Source organism: Nostoc sp. DSM 114161, assembly GCF_052692665.1.
In genome coordinates, this window is sequence record NZ_CP195141.1 from 7,410,155 (window position 1) to 7,433,280 (window position 23,126).

The window sequence follows — 23,126 nt, forward strand, 5'->3', positions numbered from 1 at the left end:
ATTAAACAAGTCTCATTAATTTTTTATAGGATAATCTTTTTATGTTACAAAATAGTTTTAATGTTGTGCAAGAGAAATTATTTACAAATATAGTTTGCTTAAATAGCGATAGTTCAAACAACTTAGATGATGAGTTAGTGTTTGCTGCTGAAATAGATGATGAACTACCTACTGAAAGCTGGAAAATTTTAATTGTAGATGATGAATCTGAAGTTCATACTGCCACTAATATTGCCCTCACTAACTTTGTTTTTGAAGATAAATCTTTAGCTTTCTTCAATGCTTACTCAGCTAGTCACGCTAAACAGCTAATTGAAGAAAATTCGGATATTGCCATAATTCTCTTAGATGTAATTATGGAAACAGATAATGCGGGATTAGATTTTGTTCAATATGTCAGGGAAGTTTTAGGCAATCAATTAGTACGAATTATTTTACGTACTGGGCAACCAGGACACGTACCAGAAAAGGAAATTATTTTTAATTACGATATTAACGATTATAAAACTAAAACTGAATTAACGAGCCAAAAGTTATATACTACAATGCTAACGGCTTTAAGAAGTTATTCTTTAAGTCAAAGGTTACAGTTAGAAATAGAACGATGTCAACAAATAGAAATGGCACTGCGTGACAGCGAACGCAGAGAACGAGAAAAAGCAATTGCTTTAGAAAATTCTTTAAAAGCTCTGCAACATACTCAATTGCAGTTAGTACAAAGTGAAAAAATGTCTAGTTTGGGTCAACTTGTTGCAGGTATAGCTCATGAAATTAATAATCCGGTAAATTTTATTTATGGTAATCTCTTACCTACACAGGAATATATTCAGCAATTAATCGAGTTACTAGAAATTTACGAATTACACTATCCAAATCCTGCGCCAGAAATTACCGATCGCATTGAAGAAATAGACTTAGAATTTGTAATTTCCGATCTACCAAAACTACTGTCTTCGATGAAATTAGGTGCCGAACGCATTCGCCAGATTGTGCTATCTCTGCGTAATTTCTCCCGTTTAGATGACACTCAAAAGAAGCCAGTTAATATACATGAAGGTATTGATAGTACGCTGATGATATTACAACATCGGTTAAAAGCTAACTCGGAACGTGTAGCTATTGAGGTGATAAAAAAATATGGCACGTTGCCATTAGTCACCTGTTATGCTGGTCAGCTAAATCAAGTTTTTATGAATCTTTTAGCTAATGCGATTGATGCTTTAGAAGATGTTGATTGCGCTCAAGATTGCCTAACTTCTCAGCCGCAAATTATCATTGATACCGAAACAGTTGGAGGCGATCGCGTCAGGATATCAATAGCCGATAATGGTGTTGGAATGACAGAGAATGTCCGCTCTAGAATTTTTAACTCTTTCTTCACCACCAAACCTATGGGCAAAGGCACAGGTATGGGATTATCGATTAGCCAGCAAATTGTGGCAGAAAAGCACAGTGGTCAATTAGAGTGTGTTTCTTCACACTGTCAAGGAACAAAGTTTATTATTGAAATTCCAATTGCTTAAGAAACTGTAGTAGGAGAATTCAGAATTCAGAAGTGGAAAGAACGTTTTGATGGCTTGATTGATGCCACGGATTATTTCTGTTTTAAGCTGTTCTCTTTGCTCTAAAATGCTTATTGTAGTGGTTTCAATACTGTTCGGATAAGATCCCCCCGCCTGTGGCGACCTCCTTAAAAAGGGGGTAATTAGAAGAAAAAGCCCCCCTTTTTAAGGGGGGGTGGGGGGATCTTCGAGGGATAAACACGTTAACTGAACCGTATTGGTAGTGGTTCCCCATCGCATGAGTTACAAAAATTTGTAGGGGCGTCAAGCTTGGTGTTCCTGCCTTGTAAATCATCAAAGCGAGAATTGCTATAAACAATCGATGGTGTTATTTATGCCTAACGATCGCGAAGATTTAATTGAAGCTGTTAACAATTTAAGAACAACTATAATTAGTGGTTTTATAGTTACTTGTGGAGTTTTAATGATGTGTACTAGTTTAGTATGCATAATTACTACAAAAAGTTCTTTAAATTTTATAGATTATGGCTTTACATTCTTTGTTTTTTTGGTTGGTTTTTCATTTTGTTGTACTAATGTAAAAAACTTAGATTAATAGTGTTTCTTCTTATCTTTAGTTAAGTATTATGGACATGATATAAGCTGGCGATCGCTTCTATTAATTCCGCTGGCTCTACTGGTTTGGCGATATGTTTGTGAAATCCTGCTGCAAGCACTTGTTTGGCGTTCGCTTCTCCAGCATAGGCGGTAAGTGCAATCGCTGGAATTTGTCCTCCCTGTTCTGGCGGCAGTGTTCTCAACTCTCGGATAAACATACATCCATCTACCTCTGGCATTCCAATGTCACTTAATAGCACATCTGGTAGAGATTGCTTTAAGGCTATTAGTGCTTCATCTGCTGATGCCACAGATTTCACACTTGCTCCATATTCCTCTAGCAAAAAGACAATGAATTCTCGCGTATCGGCATCATCATCCACTACTAAAATTTTGAGATCGTTTAAATTTGAGGATGACTCGGAGTCGCTAATATCTTGTTTACTCTCTAATGGCTGTTGAATCAGCGGTAGTCTAACAGTAAAAGTTGCACCGCGATTTTCACCTTCACTTTGTACTTGGACTGTGCCGCCATGCAGTTCTACTAAGTGACGAACGATCGCTAATCCTAATCCCAATCCCCCGAATTTTCTAGTGGTGCTGCTGTTTTCTTGGCGAAAATATTCAAACACATAGGGCAAAAAATTAGGATCGATGCCTTTGCCTGTGTCGGTGACTGTGATTTGGGCATGGGGCACAAGAGGCGGAGGGGCAGAGGGGCAGAGGGGCAGAGGGGAAAGATTATTGCTCCCCTGCTCCTCTGCTCCCCTGCTCCCCTGCTCCCCATCTCCCCTACTTCCCTGCTCCTCTGCTCCCCTGCTCCCCTGCTCCCCATCTCCCCATCCCCCCACTGCTTCGAGCCGAATCTCAACTTGTCCGCCCTCTGGTGTAAATTTAACGGCGTTTGAAAGCAGATTCCAAACTACTTGTTGTAATCGGCTGGAGTCGCCTAAAACTTGTCCCAGATTTGGTTCTAAGCTAACGTGCATCTGAATTGATTTGGCTTCTGCTGAGAGGCGTACTGTCTCCATTGCTGCATAAATTACAGATGCTAAATCGACTTGCAGTATGTTTAAGCTGAGTTTACCTTGTAAAATCCGGGAAATATCCAACAAGTCTTCGATTAATTGAGCTTGTAATTGAGCATTGCGTTCGATAGTTTTCAGGGCTTGAGGAATTGTTTTTTCATCAAGTTTTCTGGTTTGGAGTAACTTCGACCATCCCAGAATTGGGTTGAGTGGCGATCGCAATTCGTGGGAAAGAACTGCTAAAAATTCGTCTTTAATGCGGTTGGCGTTTTCTGCTGCTTCTCGCGCAGTCTGTTCGGCTTCGTATAAACGCGCACGTTCCATTGCTTGAGCGCATTGCTGTGCTAGTGCCAGTATAAAGGCGCGGTCATCTTGGCTCAACTTGCGATTTTCGGCAAAAGCTACGGTCATTCCGCCGATGGCGCGTCCCTCAATTGTTAATGGAATCGAAATCCAAGCACCGTAATTATATCGAGTATATTCTTGAGTCAGATGTGAATAACGAGCCACCCTTGCTGCTGTTGACTCTTGCCAAATAGGTTGTTTGGTTCGTACTGCTTCTGCTAGTGGCGCGGCTGTATTAATGGAGAATCGCCGCCATAAGTTTACTAATTCTTCTTCATAACCAACTGCACGGATAATTTCTAGTTCTGCGCCGTTGTTAATTAGTTGTGCTACTAAAGCACAACTAGCTCCTAAAGCTGCCATACCTTGCTCGACAATTACTTCAGCTACTTGTGCAGAAGTTAAAGATTCAGAAAGGGCGGCGGTAATGGCTTGCAAACGAGTAGTGCGAGATGCGGCTCGTTCGGCAGCTTGTTGAGATTGCTGCGTTTCTGTGTAGAGTCGGGCGTTATCAACAGCGATCGCTGCCCGGCGAGCCAATTCTTCAGCTAACATTAAGCTCTGACTATCGTAGCGACGGTTGGTAGAAGATATTAAACTCATAGCTCCTAATACGCGCCCCCGAACTACAAGCAACACGGACATTCCACACCGAGGGTTTAGCTGTTGCAAGATTTGGAAATGATTGGCGTTTGAGCTTACCGTTTCTATCTGTTCTGAGGAAATAAAATGAGTAATTAGTGATTTGCCAGAGCGAATTACTTCAGCAACACCTTTTGCTTGTGCCAAATTGGGCGGATAATTTCGCAACTGTTCTACTAATTCTTGTTTCGCTGCATCGGCATGGACGGTTGCAACCCGGCGAATTGATTGATTTTCACAAATCATATCAATTACGCACCAATCAGCTATTTCGGGTACTACTAAACGCGCTAAGGTTGCTAGGGTTGTCTCATAATCCAATGAGCCAGCCAAAATTTCGCTAGCTTTTGCTAAAAAGCGCTGTTTATCTTCCGCTTGTTTGCGTTCGGTAATATCCCGCGAAGAGGCTTGCATTTCTAAAATTTCTTGAGTTTGGCGATGCCCACGGCGGGCTACGCCTACGCGAATCGCTCGCACTGTTGTTTCTAGCCAAATATAATGTCCGTATTTGTGACGAGTGCGATAAGTAACGGTATAAATATCTGGTAACTCAGCATTGATTGGGTAATTCTTGACAAGTTCGCCTAAATCCTCTGGGTGAAGTAACTCGCGGCCGTTACGACCAACTAGTTCTTCTGGTTGATACCCTAATACTGTGTAACAAGCTGGTGAAAGATATAGAAAAGTTCCATCTACTGTAGTACGTGAAATAATATCCGTAGAATTCTCCGCCAGCAGCCGAAAACGGGCTTCACTTTCTGTTAGTGCTGCTTGTGCTTGTTTGCGGACATTAATATTACGGAAATATAGCGATAGTCCTGTGGATGAAGGATAGGCGCGGACAGAAAACCACGTCTCAAAGGGTGGATAATAATCTTCTAATTCCAGGGGCACTCCCAAAGCGACTGCTCTTTGATAAAGCTGACCAAAACTAGTATCAGTCAATTCTGGAAACTCTTGCCATAAATTCTTTCCTAGCAGTTCTTCAGAGGAACGCCCTAAAGTTCTGCTTCCTTCATGATTGAGATAGGTAAAGCGCCACTCATTGTCAAAGGCAAGAAAGCCATCAGTGATACTTTCCAAAATTGTCGTCACTTGTTCTTTGGCGTTCTCAGCTTCAACACGAGCCAGACGTTCGCTCTCTAGCAGGCGATCGCGTTCGGCTTCTGCTTGCTTGCGTTCGGTGATTTCTTGACAAATTGCACCCACCCAAGTGACTTTACCAGGTAGTTGAATCGGATAGTAATTTACTGCCCAGTAGCGCTGCTTTCCAGGGGCGGCGGGTGTTTCTCCGCTAGTTTCTTGCAAAATAGATTCTCCAGTCTCCACCACATGACGGAAAGCTTCAGTAACTTCCGCTGCTATACCTGGTAGTAATTCGGCGACTGTCTTACCGATATGTATCTCTTCGGATAAACCGTTGATTTCGGCTAAAGCATTATTCAAGCGGACGTATCTAACTTTTTCATCCCATAGGCCAATGCCGATAGGAGCGTTGTTAAAGAGAGTATCAAGCAGCACATTAGCTTCTAATAAGCGAGTCTGTTCTGTTTCTAGTAGCGCCAACAGTTGCTCGCGTTCTGCTTCTGCTTGCTTGCGTTCGGTAATGTCTACACACATCCCCACCCATTCAATGATTTTCGCTGTTTCATTGAGTATGGGCACGCCGCGTATAGCCATGTGACGGTATTCGCCGTCATGGCGTCGGACGCGATATTCTGCAACTGCAACGCTGCGTCCATAAAAAGCTTGTTTCCAGATTCCAGCTACATATTTTCGGTCTTCTGGGTGCAATGCATTTACCCAACCCCAACCCTTGTATTCTTCAGGACTTTGCCCAGTAAATGCCTGCCAGTTAGGAATTTCGTCAATTACATTACCCCAAGGTGCCGCACTCCAAATAATCGATGCGCTTGCTTGTGCTAGCGAACGGTAGCGTGCTTCACTGCGACGCAGGTTTTCTTCTACTTGCAACCGATCGCGCAGTGCAGTTTGCTGTTCGATCAGACATTGCTGTAAACTTCCAGTATCTTCAACTGCGAAGTTATTAGTTAAATTTTTAACCTGTGTAAAATCTTGCTGGCAAATTGGAACATCGGCAGTTTCCACAATTTGGCGGTATTTTTCCTCTGTTGCTTGCAGTAATGACTTGGTTCGCTGCTGTTCGATGAACTGACCAATTTGAATGGCGATCGCATTCATCGTCTGGGGTAAATTTAAGTCGGGCTGTAAAATTTGGTTGGTGAAGAATTTCATTGCACCTAAAACTTTATTACCCAGTACAATGGGCAATTCCATAGCGGCTGCAAACAAATTCTGATTGGAAGCCAGTTCGCAAATCCAAACAGGTTGAGCAGTTATCCCGACTCCATCGCTTAAGCCTTCTCCCAAAGCCAGAGTTGAAGGCTGATTAAATACTTGGTAACTTTCTATGCTCAAATCGGATGAATGCCAACTACCAATGCGATGCAAGGCATTAATTTCTTCATCTACACTCCAAAAAATCCCAAGTTGCCATCCTAAAGTTTCGCATAGCGATCGCAAAAGCAGAGGAACAGCATTAGCAAGAAGAGTAGCATCAGCTAAAATCTGGCTGACTGTGTGGTGTGCAGACAAAAGCTGTTTATTACGTTTTTGTTCGGTAATATCTGTAATTAATATTGATACGCTATTTTCCCCAGGATAAACCCGGTATTCTAACCAACGATGCCATGTAGGCTCTAAATACTCAAAATTTACTGTAATTTTTTCAGCAATAGCACGATGCATCTCGGTGTAGAGTATGGTATTCACTGTGTGAGGAAATAAATCCCAAATACTCTTACCCAAGAAATCTCCTTGATTCATTTGAGCTAGTTGAGCTAGCTTGTCGTTTACATAGGTGTAGCGCCATTCACAATCTAATATGACAAAAGCATGACCGATCCTAGCTAAGATTTCTTCAACATTTTGAGGGATAGTCGCTCGAATTTCAGCAGTCACAGTTTCTGCTCCTCATTTTTGAATGTATTTGGCTAAAAGCACCTCATCAGTTTCTCCCTATCGGTTTATACTGTGAAACGAAACTCCTAGCATTTTTGCCAGTTTTACCAGTGAAAGTATAACGCTAAATATATCTTTATATTTATATCAGACACAGGGGATAAAGTAAGAGGCAAGAGGCAATAGGCAATAGGCAATAAAAAATAGGGAAAATATTAATAGTCTTTTGCCCTTTGCCCTTTGCCTTTTTTACAAATTAAATTTGATTCCTGTATAATCTTGGCTGCCTCTATCTAGGTTTGTAGAGATTATCGAATAGTTATAGTCTAATACATCCAGTATAGTCCAAGCTATTTAGGCTAATAATAGAGTTGTTTGAATGCAAAAGATAGAAAACATGAGAGTTTGGCTTGCTTGCTTTTTTGTACTGTTTGCGTTGGCAGAGTTTTTTGACTGGTTGCAAAAATTTAACTTGCCATTGCCGATCTATATTTTGGGCGGGGCTTTTTTAGCCGTTGCTTCTAACTACGACAAGATTGTTGGTTCTTCTTTTTCCGATACCAGTATTGAAGCATCACTCGATCGCCCGCAGTTAGATTCAAGCACTTCATCTACTGAGCCTATTTCTTTGGCAATTGCTAATTCTGTTGAAAATGCTCAACCAGTAAAGGCAGATGAATAAGAAGGCAGGGGGCAGGGGGCATTGGGTAAGATCTCGGTAACGGCTTTTGCTTAAGTAGGAATTTGATTGCGAGGCAATGCAATTGAGTTGTGAGGCGATGCAATTGAGTTGCAAGTCGATGCAATTAAGTTGCAAGCCTATGCAATTGAGTTGTGAAGCGATGCAATTGAGTTGCAAGCCGATGCAATTAAGTTGCAAGCCTATGCAATTGAGTTGCAAGCCTATGCAATTGAGTTGTGAAGCGATGCAATTGAGTTGCGAGGCGATGCAATTGAGTTGCAAGCCGATGCAATCAAATTATACCGATTCAAAAAACTTTGCAGTAGATACCCCACCCGCCTAACGGCACCCTCCCCTTGGCAAGCTACCGCGTACACACAAGTTATGGAATCACTACCAGTCATTGAATTACCCCTCCCTAACCCTGCCGTTGTAAAGGGGTTTTTGTTTACTTAAACACCTACTCACTGCTGAAGTCACTTTTTTACACTCCTACTTGCCTATTAATGCTTTATCCCCAGAGGTGCAAGATATAAGCTATGACGCAGCAGTTATCAACTACTTCCAAAATCTACGTTCTTTAAAGTTAGTCTGTGACAGGCAAATTCCACTTTGGATTAAGCCGATTGAACGTTTGACGCTGCGGCTTGAGGTCAACTTGCGGCAAGTGCTGCTCTACAAGGTCGAAGGTTTCCTCCACAAGTTGTCGTAACTCATGGGTTCCGCTTGCGGCATCAGATTGAAAAACACGCTCTAACCGCGCAAAAAACTCAGGCGGTTTGATGCTCATTACTTCAACCCAGTAACGTGTCCACTTGAAACCGGGATGATATATGCGGTTTAGCCCGAACAGCAAGTTGAGAAGCCATCGCACAATGGTGCATTTGTTTTCATACAGCATCGGAATCTCAAGGCGTTCGGTCAGAATTTGTTGACCATCGAACGGGCGGAATTTCAGATGCTTTTGAATCATTGCAATAGCAAGTTCTTCAGGATAAGGAGAAAGCTGAGTTTGCCAATGTTTGATAATATCCTCGCCGTAAAGAATAACCCCGCGTTGAATATGAGAGGCTATGGCTTGCTTCTCAAACACAAGCCCGTTTTGCGACACATCGTAACGCTCAATCACATCCATAATGATGTTGTCCATCGTATCTCGCGCCCAATGAGCTGCTTCGACTTTCATGCCGTATAGGTAGAATTGCGCCAACCATCCCTGTTTCGCTTCCCCATACGGCTCAATTTCCCAACCTTTGACACCAACCTTTTGTGCTGTGGCTTGTAATTCTTCGGCAGACGGTAGTTGTGACCAGATAAAGGCTAATTCCAGGTCAGAATATCGATCTGAAATACCTAATGCTGCCGAGCCAAATACAAAACACGCTGCAACTTTGGAGTTAGCAGTGAAAGCAGGAGCGATTTTGTGAGCCAAAGAAATCCGCCATACACTATGTTCACTCATGTTGAAAATCATACTTCCTCCGCTGAAACAATGCAGCGTGCAGCAGGCTAAAGACTCGCTTCACCCGCCGCAGATAACCTTTCACTCCCAATAGATAACGCTAATACGGTTGTTGTGCAAGCGGATTGTTGACCTGTTCTATTCCTCATATTTTCAAAGTTATCATTGCATCAGAGAATATATGGGTTCCCCGTTCCCCGTTCCCTCGAATCATTAGGTAAATTGCTAGATTAAATTAGAGGAATCTACCTATTGAGGCTAACGCCGCAACGTTGTGATTAGTGGACTTTTAGAAAAACTCCGTGTCCCGTTTGTTAAAGATCGAAATTCCGGTAAAACTTCCTTGGGCAATAGCTGGCTGCAAGTTATTTTCGTTAGCAGTGTAGCAGTCACGGCTTCGATTTGGGGAGTTCGCGAACTCAAATGGTTGCAGCCTTGGGAGTTGAGGGTTTATGACCAAATGTTGCGATCGCGTCCTACGGAAGGACCTGATGGACGGATTTTGCTGGTAACAATCACTGATGCAGATCTCCAACGAGAAAAATGGAATCTGTCAGATACTAAAATTAATCGACTGTTACAAAAAATCAATTCTTATCAACCGCGTATTGTTGGTTTATATCTTTTTCGACCGCAAGATAAAACTTTAGCAGCAAACAAACAAAGTCAAGAAAATATTATTAGTACTTGCTTGTTTAGCAGCGTCGGTAGATCTGAAATTCCACCACCCCCAAATTTTCCTATTGATAATGTTGGGTTTAGCGATGTTGTTCCCGATAATGAAAACGACCAAATCCTTCGCCGCAGCTTGCTATTTGCTCGTTCTACCGACGAAAGATGTACGACACCATTTGCATTTGGGGCGCTAGTTGCTATTAAGTATTTGGAAAAACAAGGGGTTGAATACGAATTCACAGACGCAGGAGAATTTCTCTTAGGTAAAACCATCTTTGAGCGTCTAAAACCTAATTCTGGTAGTTATCAACATTTAGATGCCAATGGTTATCAAATACTATTAAATTATCGTCACCCCAATTACCTCGCCCATCAGGTGACGTTGACAGAAGTTCTTAGCGATCGCGTTAATCCCAGTTTATTTAAAGACCGTCTGGTAATTATTGGCACTACCTCAGCTAACTTGGTTCCAGGTAGCTTTTATACACCTTACAGCAGTTTACCAGATCAACCAGCGAGAATGCCTGCTCTATTTATTCACGCACAAATAGCCAGTCAACTGATTAGTACGGTATTAGATGGGCGGGCTTTAATTTGGTATTGGCCTGACTGGGTAGAATTAATTTGGGTGTGGGGCTGGGCAATTTTAGGTAGCACTTTAGCATGGTGGTGGCGACATCCGTTAGTTTTGTTGACGCTAGGAGGGGTAACCCTAGTTGTATTGGTGGGAATCTGCGTTATTTTGTTTCTTCAAGCCGGATGGGTGCCGTTAATTCCTTCTGCTTTGGCTTTAACGTTTAGTATTATCGGCGTTATCGCTTATACTAATTATCAAAATCAGCGGCAGAGTCAGATAATTATTCTGCAAGTTGAAAAACAACAAGAAGCGATCGCCCAATTAAATTTACTCTTAGAAGATAAAACAGCAATTCCAGATTCGCAGCTTGATTTTCCTGACACAATCGATTCACCACCAACCAAATCTGGCGATTTGCTTTTGGGCGGACGTTATCAAATTTCAAAAGTCTTGGGTGCAGGTGGATTTGGTCGCACTTATTTAGCACAAGATACTCAAAGACCAGGTAATCCGACTTGTGTTGTGAAAAAATTAATGCCAGCCCGCCAAGATAGCAGATTTTTGCAAGTTGCTCGCAGATTATTTAATAGTGAAGCGGAAATTTTAGAAACTTTAGGCAAACATCCTCAAATACCCGAACTACTTGCATATTTTGAAGATAACCAAGAGTTTTATTTAATTCAAGAATATATTGAAGGACACACTTTAAGTGAAGAATTAGCACCTGTGCAGAACTTAAAAAGCGAATCATTTGTAATTGGGATGTTCAAAGAAATTTTAGAGGTTTTGGGATTTGTTCATCAACATCGAGTGATTCATCGCGATATTAAACCAACTAATATTATTAGACGAGCTAAAGATAATCAATTAGTATTGATTGACTTTGGGGCTGTGAAATTAATGCAGCCGCCGAGTAGCGAACAAACAGAATTAGCAACAGTAGCCATCGGAACGCGGGGTTATGCGCCTCCAGAACAATTTGCCGGTCATCCCCGCTTGTGTAGCGATATTTACGCTTTAGGAATGATTGGCATTCAAGCCATAACTGGGATACCACCACAGGAACTGCATCCAGATCCAGAAACGGGGAATGTGATGTGGCGACAAACAGCACAAGTCAGCGAAGAATTAGCAGCGATCTTAGATAAAATGGTTTGCTATCATTTTAGCGATCGCTATCAATCAGCCGCCGCAGTTTTACAAGATTTAAAACGTATTTCTATTAATTGAGTTAGGTATTAGTATCGTTATGAATCCGAATAATACAGCCGCCCGATACGATAAAATTGCTCAATGGTGGCAAATTAAGCATCAAGATTCGCTGTACGGAATCGCGCAATTAGAACGAGCTATTAAATTTACTTCTAAGCGCCACTCAGCTATCGATATAGGGTGTGGAAGTAGTGGACGTTTTATTAACATCTTATCCAAGCATGGATTTCAGGCTGAAGGACTTGATATTTCCCCAGAAATGATAAATTTAGCCAAGCAACTGCATCCAAATATCAAGTTTTACACCGAAGACATCTGCTGTTGGATTCCTCCAAAACTTTACAGCTTAATTTCTGCTTGGGATAGCACTTTTCATTTACCGCTCGATATGCAAGAGCCTGTTATGAAAAAGCTATGCGATGCTCTTGAACCCGATGGAGTACTTCTGTTAACCTGTGGCGGCGGACATACAAACCGCGAGATTTCAGGCTCATTTCAAGGTTTAAACTTTGACTACAGCACTTTGGGAGTAGATGCTTTCCTACAAATTCTAACTGAGCATCACTGCACGTGTCGCCATCTTGAATATGACCAATATCCTGAAAATCATGTCTATATAATTGCTCAAAAGGTTTAACTAAAAGACATCTCCGAAAAAGAATGTAGAGGCGTAGCACTGCTACGTCTCTACAAGGTTCTGGTTAACTTCGACAGTTGTCTTAAAATTTTGCTATACCCGGAGTAGAAACACGCCGCATTCATTGTTAATCTACTTTTAGAGTATTGAGGAAGCAAAGCGATGTTGAAAGTTTTTGCAGACAGAGGCGGTACATTCACAGATATTGTTGCTGTTACTAACAACCAAACAATTATAGATGGACTTTTAGAATATCCCGAACGTTTTTTAATTGTTCCTCTGCCTAATCAGCAATGGATTATAGTTTATAAATTACTTTCAGAAAATCCCGAACAATATCAAGATGCAGCCATTCAAGGTATTCGGGATATTCTGGGCATTTCCAGTAAGGAACCTATTCCTAGTGCAGCAATACAAGTAATAAAAATGGGAACAACTGTAGCGACAAATGCACTGTTGGAAAGAAAAGGCGATAGGGTTGTACTTGTGATTACCAAAGGGTTTAAAGATGCGCTGCGAATTGGCTACCAAAATCGTCCTAATATATTTGCTCGTCATATCGTTTTACCAACAATGCTTTACGAACAGGTAATAGAGGTAGAAGAACGGTATGATGCGAAAGGAAATGAATTAATTGCTGTAAATATCGAAGAAGTTAAACTTGATTTACAAGCAGTTTACCATACAGGAATTCGCAGTTGTGCTATTGTTTTTATGCACAGCGATCGCTATCCCGAACACGAACGCCAAGTAGCCACAATTGCCCAAGAAATAGGCTTTACTCAAATATCTGTATCTCATCAAGTTAGCCCCTTAATGAAATTAGTCAGCCGGGGAGATACAACAGTAGTCGATGCTTATTTAACTCCTATTTTACGCCGCTACGTCAACCAAGTAGCGAGTCAGTTACCGCAAGTAAAATTAATGTTTATGAAATCTGACGGCGGTTTAATTGCAGCCGAACAATTTCAAGGAAAAGATAGTATTTTGAGTGGGCCTGCTGGGGGTATTGTTGGCGCAGTTCAAACTAGTAAAAGGGCAGGTTTTGACTTGGCAATTACCTTTGATATGGGGGGAACCAGTACAGATGTTGCCCATTTTAAAGGAGAGTACGAACGACAATTAGAATCAGAAATTGCTGGCGCACGGATGCGAGTTCCGGTATTAGCAATTAATACTATTGCGGCTGGTGGTGGTTCAATTTTACTTTTTGATGGTTCTAGTTATCGTGTCGGGCCGGAATCTGCTGGTTCAATTCCGGGGCCTGCTTGTTATCGTCGTGGCGGCCCGTTAACGGTTACCGATGCTAATGTAATGTTAGGTAAAATTCACCCACAATATTTTCCTTCAGTCTTTGGAATTGATGGCAATTTAGCTTTAGATAAAGATGTTGTGATTCAGAAATTTACACAATTAGCTCAAGAGATTATCACTGCTACAGGAAATCATTGTACACCAGAACAAGTAGCGGCTGGATTTATGGCGATCGCGGTCGAAAATATGGCAAACGCAATTAAAAAAATCAGCTTGCAACGAGGTTATGATGTCACTAAATACGTGCTGTGTTGTTTTGGCGGTGCAGGCGGGCAAGTTGCTTGTTTAATTGCCGATACTTTAGGAATGAAACAGATATTTCTTCATCCTTATGCTGGAGTTCTCTCTGCTTATGGAATGGGATTAGCTGATGTTCGGGCAATTAGAGAAGGAGGAGTCGAGCAACCTTTAACTCCAGCATTAATTCCTCAATTACAACACTTAATAAAATCTTTAGAAACTCAAGCTAGAAGTGAAATTAAAGAAGCAGGTAGTCAAGTAGAAGTAATCTGCAAACCCAACTTAAAATATGAGGGTACTAACTCTATTTTGACAGTAAATTTTGCAGATGAAGTGGCAGCAATGCGACAAGAATTTGAAGCTGAACATAAATCTCGCTATGGTTTCATTCAATTAGAGAAAACCTTAATTGTCGAATCTGTTTCTGTGGAACTAATTCAGAAGATTGATACTTCCGAAGAACCTTTAATCACTCGTACCCGTTCTATTAGTGAAGCCCCCAAACCTGTTGAAACAGTCAAGATGTTTACTGCTGAAAAATGGTATGATACGCCTGTTTATCGGCGCGAAGATTTACAACCAAAAGATAGAATTACTGGAACTGCGATTATTGTTGAAAAAATTAGCACGATTGTAGTTAAGCCTGACTGGGAAGCAGTATTAACTGAACGCAATCATTTAATTTTATCTAGAAGGTAAAGAATAAGGACGGCAAATCAATCTTAAATAGGAATGATGGTATACTGCGATAAATTAGTATTTCAAAATTTTTGTATACATCTTAATAGCAAAAGTTGGTCAAATATTGATATTGATGAATAGTATATGAATTATAAACCGTACATTACCATTCCTCCAGAACTAGAACCTTATCGCGACAGAATTGAAGCGACGATACGGCCTTTTATTGAAGTCACAATTGAAAATAATGACCGGGTAGATTGGTGGCAAAGTAAATTTGGTGGTTTGCCTTATTTACCAAAAGGTTTTGATTATCCAAAAAGTTCCAAAGGTGACTATTTATTTTTTATTGCACAGATTAATTTTGCCGAAGTACCTCTATTGGAAAGTTTTCCAAATCAGGGTATCGTGCAGTTTTATATCAGTTATGAATTTCCGTATGGTTTGAACTATAACAATCAAACAGACCAATCTGGATTTAGAGTTTTATATTTTCCAGAACCAGACTTGAATGTAGAAAATATAATCACAAACTTTGATTTTTTGCCTAAAAGAGAAACCAATCTTATTGATGGTTGTTGTAGTTTAAATTTTACTCAAAAATATGCACCAATAAGTTACAGTGGCATCAATGAAATTGTTGGGGATGATTATTTTGACCTATTAAATACGAATGAAGGAATATCGGACGAGTATATAAATCTATCATATTCTTGGCGTAGTAAGATAGGTGGTTACCCAGACTCTATTAGAACAGAATTAATTTATACTGTTCATCTAGAAGAAAAAACGACAAAATTTCTTCGAGACGCAATTGAGCAAGACCCAGAAATTCTTTTGTTTCAAATGGTTAGCGAATCTAATGATGTGTTAAGTATTAACTGGATAGACGGTGTATGTAATTTTCGCATTTTAAAAGACGACCTTAAAAAATTAGATTTTAGCGATATTATCTATGACTGGGAATCTTAAAAATATAAAGAATACATGCTAATATAGATCGCAATGAAGTTGATGTCTCCGGTAAAGTTTCCGCAATATTTCATGCTAATTCAAGTTTTGTATGTAGAGAGCCAAGTAGCTCTGCTCAAGGAGGATGGCTGGTGTTAATAGTTCCAGCCAGGAACGGTTAGACGTTGAGGCTACGCTAACCGAAATTAAAAGGCTCCAATTTGACCGCGCACATCGTGACGCCTCTGGATTGTTTTACATTGAGGGTGTGCGTAACTTTGTAAGAGTAATTGACAACGGTTTTGATATTTCGGCGATCGCGTTTAGTGAGAAACTGCTAACAGCACCTGTAGCAAGGAAATTAGTTAGGCAATCTCGGCGTTCTGGTATTCCTTGCATCAGCCTTACACCGGAACAGTTTCGACATGTTTCTCAGAGCGAACGTGCTTCTGGTGTTGGTGCAATAGTCCGTCAGCGTTGGCTCAAGCTACGCGATATCTCGCCGCAACCTGCTTTATGCTGGGTGGTTCTGGAAACCGTTCGTTCGCCAGGAAACCTCGGAACCTTGATTCGCACATCAGAAGCAGTTGGCGGTGCTGGGTTTATCTTCATCAAAAATAGTGTAGATCCCTTTGCTCCCGATGTTGTTCGCGCATCTATGGGTTCGCTCTTTAACCAGAAGTTTGTACGCACAAGCTACTCTGCACTCCGCCATTGGATACGCAACCATCGCTGTCCTGTAATTGGTGCTTCACCAGATGGAATGGCTGAATTTCATCAATTTAATTACCCGAATTCTACTCTTCTTTTCCTGGGTGAAGAGCGCGAAGGTCTAACCCCAGAACAGCGAGACTTATGCCAGCATCTTGTTAGGATTCCGATGGTAGGCGCAGTTGACTCCCTAAATCTTGCTGTAGCAGGTAGCCTCTTAATGTATGAGGTTTATAGGTCGAGAACATGATGTGTGGAGTGACACCCAACATTAATCAATTGTTTTGTTGGGTTGCACTTTTCTTAAACCTAACTTACATCAGCAAATGTTAAGTAATTCATTGAATTTAAACAAACAGGAATCAAAAATGTACGCAATATCTCAACCCGACCCCGTTCGCTTAGAAATCTTCAAAAACCTCTATCAATTTATTGCCGAACAAATGGGAATTGTTCTACAAAATACGGCAACATCTGTAAATATCAAAGAAAGGCTAGATTTCTCCTGCGCTATCTTTGATTCTTCTGGATTATTAGTAGCAAATGCCCCCCATATTCCCGTACATTTAGGCTCAATGAGTGAAAGTGTCCGCAGTTTAATTAACGATAAAAGCGACACCATAAAACCAGGAAATGTCTATTTATCAAATAATCCATATAATGGCGGGACACATCTCCCTGACGTAACTGCAATTACCCCTGTTTTTTTGGAAAGTGGCGTAAATAATCCATGCCCCATGCCCAATGCTCAATGCCCAATGCCCATCTTTTTTGTTGCTTCTCGTGGACACCAAGCTGATATCGGCGGAATTACCCCCGGTTCTATGCCTCCCCACAGTACTACAATAGAAGAGGAAGGAATTCTTTTTGATAATTTTCTCTTAGTTGAAGAAGGTAATTTTCGAGAAACCGCAGTCAGAGAACACCTGGCAAATCATACTTATCCTGCTCGAAATCCTGACCAAAATCTAGCTGATTTCAAAGCCCAAATTGCTGCCAATGAAAGGGGAGTTCAAGAACTGCGGAAAATGGTTTTGCAATACGGACTTGATACTGTGCAAGCTTATATGAAATTCGTCCAAGCTAATGCTGAGGAGGCAGTGAGAAGGGCGATCGCAGTTCTCAAGGATGGTTCATTTATTTATAAAATGGACAATGGCGCACAAATTCAAGTAAAAGTAACAATTCACCCAGAAAATCGCAGTGCTACTATTGATTTTACTGGAACTTATCGGCAATTAAATAGTAATTTCAATGCCCCCAAAGCTGTAACTCAAGCAGCAGTTCTATATGTATTTCGGACTTTAGTTGATGATAATATTCCTCTCAATGCCGGGTGTCTTAATCCTTTAGAAATTATCATCCCGGTGGGCTGTATGCTAAATCCAACTTATCCAGCAGCAGTAGTAGCAGGTAATGTAGAAACTTCTCAAACTATTGTTGATGCTTTATATGGTGCTTTGGGTGTGATGGCTGCTTCTCAAGGAACGATGAATAATTTTACTTTTGGTAATGAAAGATATCAATATTATGAAACTATTTGCGGCGGTTCTGGAGCAGGAATTAATTTTGATGGCACTGATGCTGTTCATTCCCACATGACTAACTCGCGGTTGACCGATCCAGAAGTTTTAGAAACGCGTTATCCTGTACTTTTAGAAAGTTTTAGTATTCGTGACGATAGTGGTGGAAAAGGTGAATATTCTGGGGGTAATGGAGTTGTTCGTCGCATCCGATTTTTAGAACCGATGACGGCGAATATTTTGTCTGGACATCGGCTGGTTTCTCCCTTTGGGTTAAATGGGGGGGAAGCGGGAAAAGTTGGACGCAATTGGATACGGCGTCAAAATGGCAGTGAAGAAAGTTTGGATAGTAGTGGAACGGTGGAGGTGAATGTTGGGGATGTTTTTGTAATAGAAACTCCTGGGGGAGGGGGATTTGGTCACGCAGAGGCGCAGAGGCGCTGAGAGGAGGATAGGAGAGAAATTGAGGGTTTAGGCGGTTGCGCTTAAAACTGCATTGTTGGTTAATTTGCCATCTTCCATTTTGACGATGCGATCGGCAACATCTAGAATTCGATTGTCGTGGGTGACTAGTAGAATGGTGCAGCCTTGTTCTTTGGCTAATGTCTGCATTAGAGTGACTACATCTCGACCTGATTTACTATCTAAGGCTGCGGTTGGTTCGTCAGCTAGTACAATTTTAGGATGGTTGACTAAGGCACGAGCGATCGCAACTCTTTGCTTCTGTCCTCCAGATAAGTCATCAGGATAATAGTTGAGACGATTCCCTAAGCCAACGTGTTCTAACATTTGGGCAGAACGCTGTTGCATCTCTTTTAACGATAAATGGTTTTGTAGTTCTAAGCCCATTTTGACGTTTTGTAAAGCAGTTAAACTGTTATGCAAATTATGTGCTTGAAAAATATAACCGTTGTTTCGTCGTGCTAAGGTCAATTCTTTTGCACTCGCACCACAAAGTTCTCTATCTAAAACTTTCAAACTACCAGATTGAGCAGAACGCAGTCCACCAATCAAAGTCAATAATGTCGTTTTCCCAGAACCAGAAGGCCCGGTCATGATGACAATTTCACCAGGATTTATTTCTAGATTAATGTCAAATAAAACCTGTTTCCTTAATTGCCCATGACCAAAGTAATGATTCAGGTTATTGATAGAAATTACTACTTTATTATTCATAATATTTCCCTTTATTATTCACTAATGACTAATGAGCAATGACTAATTTCAAAACATATCAGCAGGGTCAGCAGATTGAAGCTTGCGAGTGGCGATCGCTCCAGAAATTCCGCACATAATAACGGTTAAAATTAAAACGAGTATTGCTCGCGATAATGTCATTAAAATAGGTAGTGCAGTTGCTTTTGCTGCCAGATTGTAAAGTCCAATTGGTAAAATAAAACCAGGAATAAAGCCAAAAAACGCTAAGATAATTGCTTCTTCAAAAACTACCGCCAATAGGTATTGATTGCGGTATCCCATTGCTTTGAAAGTTGCATATTCTTTAAGGTGAGTATTAACATCAGTTGAAAGTACCTGATAAACAATGACAACACCTACTACAAATGCCATTGCTGTTCCTAATCCAAAAATGAACCCAATCGGGCTTTCTTTTTGCCAGTAACTCTGCTCGAATTCGATGTATTCTTGTTTAGTTAGTACTCTCACATCATTGGGAAGATGTGAGTCTAATGCAGTAGCGACTTGCTTTGCATCGTAACCTGGTTGCAGTGTAACTAATCCCAGGTTGATGCTAGCAGCTTCTCGGCGAGGAAAGAAATGTAAGAAAGTTTGGTCGCTACCAATTAAAATTCCATCTGCACCAAACGACGCCCCTAATGTAAATAATCCAGTGATGGTAACGGTATGGCGCTCAATTTCTGTACTGACAATTTTTCCTTCTTCAACTTGAGCGATCGCATCTTTATAACTTCCTCTAGAATTGCGATCGAATAACACCCGATCCGGCAACTTAATTTTGCTTAATTGCTGATTTACTTCTGGCAAATTTAAAGCTGGTTGTTCCGGTTCAAATCCAATCACTTGCATAGATGTATCTTTGCGAGTTTCAGGATGTTTCCAAGTAATAGTATTGGAATAAAACGCTTGTGCTGATTTGACTCCCGGAATATCTTTTGCTTGATACAAACGTCGCCGTGAGAACGTCCCTAAATTCTGTGTATTCCGCGCTTGGGGACTAACTAACACAATATCTGCATTGAGAGTGCGGCTGAGTTTTGTGTTGCTATCGTACAATGCACTTTGGAAGCCAAGCTGCATGAACATTAGCACATCAGCAAAAGCAATTCCCGATAATGCTACTAAAAGACGCCCTTTTTCCTTACTCAGTTGTAGCCATCCAAGGGGAGTTCGCCGTTGAACTTGCTGAATAAATCCAATCATAATAATTCGTAATTAAACATTGGTGAATTTATGAAATTCAAAAAAAACTCTTCTCAACTCTTACTCTCTGCGCCTCTGCGTCTCTGCGTGAGATAAAATATCATTTTTCAATTTCCGCCGTAATTTGCAAATTAGTAAACTTAGCAGCCTTTTTACTCGATGCAGCATCCAAAGCCACATGCACCTCAACCACCCTTGCATCAATATTAGTACTAGGGTCAGTATTAACAATAGTTTGCCGTTTCACTTGAGAACCAATACGTTCAACTTTTCCCAGCAGTTCCCCAGGAATCGAATCGTTAGTAACCCGCACCCGTTGTCCAACTTTCACATCGCTGATGTCACTTTGATAAACCTCAGCAACCGCATACATGCGTTGAGTCTGCCCAATTTCCACAATCCCATCGCTGCCAACCACTTCCCCAGCGCGGGTATGAATTTCCAGAATTTCACCATCAATCGGCGATCGCACTGATGCTCGATCCAGTTCCGCTTGAGCTTGTTTCATGGCTGCAATGGCGCGATCTACTTCTACTTGGTTCTGTTTCACATCCACCGGTCGCACCTCGGCAATCCGATCTAGATTTGCTCTAGCTTGATTGAGTTGCGCTGGACTAGTAGATTGAATCCGCGCTAAGACTGCTTTTGCCTCTTGCAAACTCTTCTGAGCAGTTTCTAGAGTTAACTGTCTGCTGTCTCTATCGGCTGCGGAGATTGCGCCCTCTTGATATAACGACTGATAGCGGTTGTATTGTGTCTGTGCATTTGTCAATTCTGATGTTAACCGAGCCACCGTTGCGACTTGAGCATCAATATCTCCTTGCCGCTGTGCTTCTAAACGGTCAATTTCAGCACGTTGAGCGTTGATTTCTCCGGTTTTAGCTCCCGCTTTGGTAATCGCAAGTTTCGCTTGAGCAACTTTTACATCTTCCTGCGCTTGCTGATATGCTGCTAAAAGGCGATCGCGATTATCCAAAATTGCAATCACTTGCCCTGACTTGATGCGATCGCCTTCCTTAACTAACAATTTTTCCACTCGATTGCCGTTATTGGCGGTGGGAGCTGACAATTTAATCGCTTCTCCCTGAGGTTCCAATCGTCCCAAGGCTGTCACTGTGATGATTTCAGGTGAACTTACTACTGGGCTAGCATTTTGTACCTGTTGATTTGATGGCGATCGCGAGAGTACATAAGCAGAAGTTCCACCAATAATAATCAACGCGCTAGCAGCAATTCCAAACCATTGACGGGATTTAGCAGAGGTAGCGCTACCTGGTAAGTTTTGCAGCATTAGCAAGCTCCTAGTTACGTCTGATAGCTATACAAAACAGTTTCGTTTCGCGTACATTTATAAATTAAACGAAACAGTTTCGTTCTGTCAAGTGTATGCTGGAAATATACACGAACTAAGTTAATGGGTTCGCTAGTTTATCTGTAAAATCAACTCATGAGGAAATCTAAGAATATTGAGCGCGATTTATCTCCCGAAAAGACTGAGATGATTCTGGATGGAGCAATGCAAGAGTTTCTCGAAAACGGCTATGCAGCAGCCAGAATAGATAAAATTGCAGTGGCGGCAGGTGTTTCTAAAGCAACGATATACAGGCGTTATCCCGATAAGGAAAGCTTATTTACAGCATTGATGCAGCAATTAGCTTGCAAAAAAGAACTTTTTAATTCAGCACAAATCCAATCAGCTCAAGGCGATCCGGCTTCTTTGCTGAGATCCTTTGCAAATAGGATGCTGGAGCATATTGCAGACGATCCGCAAGCTCTGACATTTTTTAGGATTATTATTGGTGAGTCAGGGAGGTTTCCAGAATTAGCGCGAGCATTTGTCAAGAACATTGAAAAACCGATGCTGGAAGCTCTAACGCAATACCTAGCTTCTCACCCAGAATTAGAACTTCCCGATGCTGAAGTTACAGCGCGAGCTTTTGTTGGGACACTCGTTCATTTCGTCCTTTTGCGAGATATTATGCAAAGTGGCGATATCGTGCCGATGGAACGCGATCGCCTGCTCGATAATTTAGTTAAATTAATTATTAAATGAGAATTCAGAAGACTTTGATTCCCAAACTTAATATAGTGATTCTCATTTAAATGAGATAACAATTAGGGTAGGAATAAATTTGTAGGTTGGGTTGAGCAACGTAGCTTGCTTCCCGCAGGGTAACCCAACACCAAGATCTACTGTTTGAGTTGCAGTTAATCTTGTTTCAAATAAAATGACAGAAAAAGGCTCGATTATACGAGAATTTACTAATTTATCAACGCTAAATAATAAGCAACAAGCCAAAGGCAGGTTTTTGACTGCTCATTCCAGTGTTAAGTTTTTTGACATTGTGAAAGAGATGCTTCTCTAATAAAATCAACTAATTTTTTTGTGTCTTCTGGATTTAGTGATGTGGAATCATCATTATTAAGCTTGTTCCTTTGTATGATTGCTGAATCATCATTTATATTTAGGCAATCAATAGAAGCATACTTTAATTTATACAATGGCTTTGATTCCTGTGTAACACTATCTGATTGATTTACTGGTATAGAAATTTTAACCGAAACTTGATTCTTTTGTTTATATCGTATATCTCTACGTGCCATAACTTCTGTCTTTACAAGAAGACCAGCATTAATAGCATTGACAACAGCATTCCAAGTCGCCTGATTTTCTTGCAATTGCTTTCTTTCTTTTCTTGTAGCACGTAAATTTCTTGATAATCGTCGTTCTGTTTGATGTAAAACATCTGTATTTTTTGATAATTGGCTTCTTGTGTGTCGTACAACAGGTCTACAACCAAATTGAGCAAATACTAAAGCTATTAACAAAACTATAAAAGCCAAATTTTTGCCAACTTTTAAAAACATATATAAAATCTTAAATAGCAAACTCGATTTAACACTTGATACATCTTAGCTACACTTTAGCTGTTAAGCTCTGCGT

At 40.9% G+C, this 23,126-nt stretch carries 16 protein-coding genes; 10 read left to right on the plus strand and 6 right to left on the minus strand.

Features of this window, described 5'->3' with window-relative positions; translation table 11 throughout:
- The first annotated feature begins 41 nt into the window (after nucleotides 1–41).
- Complete coding sequence (locus NSTC745_RS30835) at nucleotides 42–1,523, plus strand: hybrid sensor histidine kinase/response regulator (protein WP_445634403.1); 1,482 nt, start codon at nucleotides 42–44, stop codon at nucleotides 1,521–1,523.
- Nucleotides 1,524–1,896: 373 nt separating this feature from the next.
- Entirely contained in the window at nucleotides 1,897–2,118 is a 222-nt protein-coding gene (locus NSTC745_RS30840; RefSeq protein WP_096538133.1) for a hypothetical protein, read from the plus strand.
- A gap of 22 nt (nucleotides 2,119–2,140) precedes the next feature.
- Here the strand turns inward: NSTC745_RS30840 and NSTC745_RS30845 are convergent, their stop codons facing one another.
- The gene (locus NSTC745_RS30845) at nucleotides 2,141–7,117 is read right to left on the minus strand and encodes a PAS domain S-box protein (protein WP_445634404.1); all 4,977 of its coding nucleotides are present in this window, start codon (nucleotides 7,115–7,117) and stop codon (nucleotides 2,141–2,143) included.
- 397 nt (nucleotides 7,118–7,514) lie between these two features.
- On the opposite strand from NSTC745_RS30845, the gene NSTC745_RS30850 reads away from it, so the two are divergent.
- Nucleotides 7,515–7,799 carry a hypothetical protein gene (locus tag NSTC745_RS30850; protein ID WP_445638726.1) on the plus strand — a complete coding sequence of 95 codons (285 nt, stop codon included), beginning with the start codon at nucleotides 7,515–7,517 and terminating at the stop codon, nucleotides 7,797–7,799.
- 586 nt (nucleotides 7,800–8,385) lie between these two features.
- On the opposite strand, the gene NSTC745_RS30855 is transcribed toward NSTC745_RS30850, so the two are convergent.
- Complete coding sequence (locus tag NSTC745_RS30855; protein ID WP_445634405.1) at nucleotides 8,386–9,273, minus strand: DUF4037 domain-containing protein; 888 nt, start codon at nucleotides 9,271–9,273, stop codon at nucleotides 8,386–8,388.
- Between the two features lie 262 nt (nucleotides 9,274–9,535).
- Between NSTC745_RS30855 and NSTC745_RS30860 the strand changes: the two genes are divergently transcribed.
- The 6 genes from NSTC745_RS30860 (at nucleotide 9,536) to NSTC745_RS30885 (ending at nucleotide 18,226) form a co-directional block, all read left to right on the plus strand.
- Nucleotides 9,536–11,743, plus strand: coding sequence for a CHASE2 domain-containing protein (locus NSTC745_RS30860; RefSeq protein ID WP_445634406.1), 2,208 nt, complete (start codon nucleotides 9,536–9,538; stop codon nucleotides 11,741–11,743).
- A gap of 19 nt (nucleotides 11,744–11,762) precedes the next feature.
- Nucleotides 11,763–12,362, plus strand: a complete 600-nt coding sequence (locus NSTC745_RS30865) for a class I SAM-dependent methyltransferase (protein WP_445634407.1) — start codon at nucleotides 11,763–11,765, stop codon at nucleotides 12,360–12,362.
- Nucleotides 12,363–12,524: 162 nt separating this feature from the next.
- Nucleotides 12,525–14,615 carry a hydantoinase/oxoprolinase family protein gene (locus tag NSTC745_RS30870; protein WP_445634408.1) on the plus strand — a complete coding sequence of 697 codons (2,091 nt, stop codon included), beginning with the start codon at nucleotides 12,525–12,527 and terminating at the stop codon, nucleotides 14,613–14,615.
- 126 nt (nucleotides 14,616–14,741) lie between these two features.
- Entirely contained in the window at nucleotides 14,742–15,569 is an 828-nt protein-coding gene (locus tag NSTC745_RS30875; RefSeq protein ID WP_445634409.1) for a YwqG family protein, read from the plus strand.
- A gap of 124 nt (nucleotides 15,570–15,693) precedes the next feature.
- A complete protein-coding gene (locus NSTC745_RS30880) occupies nucleotides 15,694–16,509 on the plus strand; it encodes a TrmH family RNA methyltransferase (protein ID WP_445634410.1) in 816 nt (271 codons plus the stop codon).
- A gap of 118 nt (nucleotides 16,510–16,627) precedes the next feature.
- Nucleotides 16,628–18,226: a hydantoinase B/oxoprolinase family protein gene (locus NSTC745_RS30885; protein ID WP_445634411.1), complete on the plus strand. Its 1,599-nt coding sequence runs from the start codon at nucleotides 16,628–16,630 to the stop codon at nucleotides 18,224–18,226.
- 27 nt (nucleotides 18,227–18,253) lie between these two features.
- On the opposite strand, the gene NSTC745_RS30890 is transcribed toward NSTC745_RS30885, so the two are convergent.
- The 3 genes from NSTC745_RS30890 to NSTC745_RS30900 all read right to left on the minus strand — a co-directional run bounded on the left by NSTC745_RS30890 (nucleotide 18,254) and on the right by NSTC745_RS30900 (nucleotide 21,473).
- A complete protein-coding gene (locus NSTC745_RS30890; RefSeq protein ID WP_445634412.1) occupies nucleotides 18,254–18,958 on the minus strand; it encodes a DevA family ABC transporter ATP-binding protein in 705 nt (234 codons plus the stop codon).
- 48 nt (nucleotides 18,959–19,006) lie between these two features.
- Nucleotides 19,007–20,182, minus strand: a complete 1,176-nt coding sequence (gene devC / locus NSTC745_RS30895) for an ABC transporter permease DevC (RefSeq protein WP_445634413.1) — start codon at nucleotides 20,180–20,182, stop codon at nucleotides 19,007–19,009.
- 100 nt (nucleotides 20,183–20,282) lie between these two features.
- A complete protein-coding gene (locus tag NSTC745_RS30900; RefSeq protein WP_445634414.1) occupies nucleotides 20,283–21,473 on the minus strand; it encodes an ABC exporter membrane fusion protein in 1,191 nt (396 codons plus the stop codon).
- A 156-nt stretch (nucleotides 21,474–21,629) separates the two neighbouring features.
- Between NSTC745_RS30900 and NSTC745_RS30905 the strand changes: the two genes are divergently transcribed.
- The gene (locus NSTC745_RS30905; protein WP_445634415.1) at nucleotides 21,630–22,235 is read left to right on the plus strand and encodes a TetR/AcrR family transcriptional regulator; all 606 of its coding nucleotides are present in this window, start codon (nucleotides 21,630–21,632) and stop codon (nucleotides 22,233–22,235) included.
- A gap of 275 nt (nucleotides 22,236–22,510) precedes the next feature.
- Here the strand turns inward: NSTC745_RS30905 and NSTC745_RS30910 are convergent, their stop codons facing one another.
- Nucleotides 22,511–23,050 (minus strand): hypothetical protein, encoded by a 540-nt coding sequence (locus NSTC745_RS30910; RefSeq protein WP_445634416.1) that lies wholly within the window; start codon nucleotides 23,048–23,050, stop codon nucleotides 22,511–22,513.
- Nucleotides 23,051–23,126: the final 76 nt, after the last annotated feature.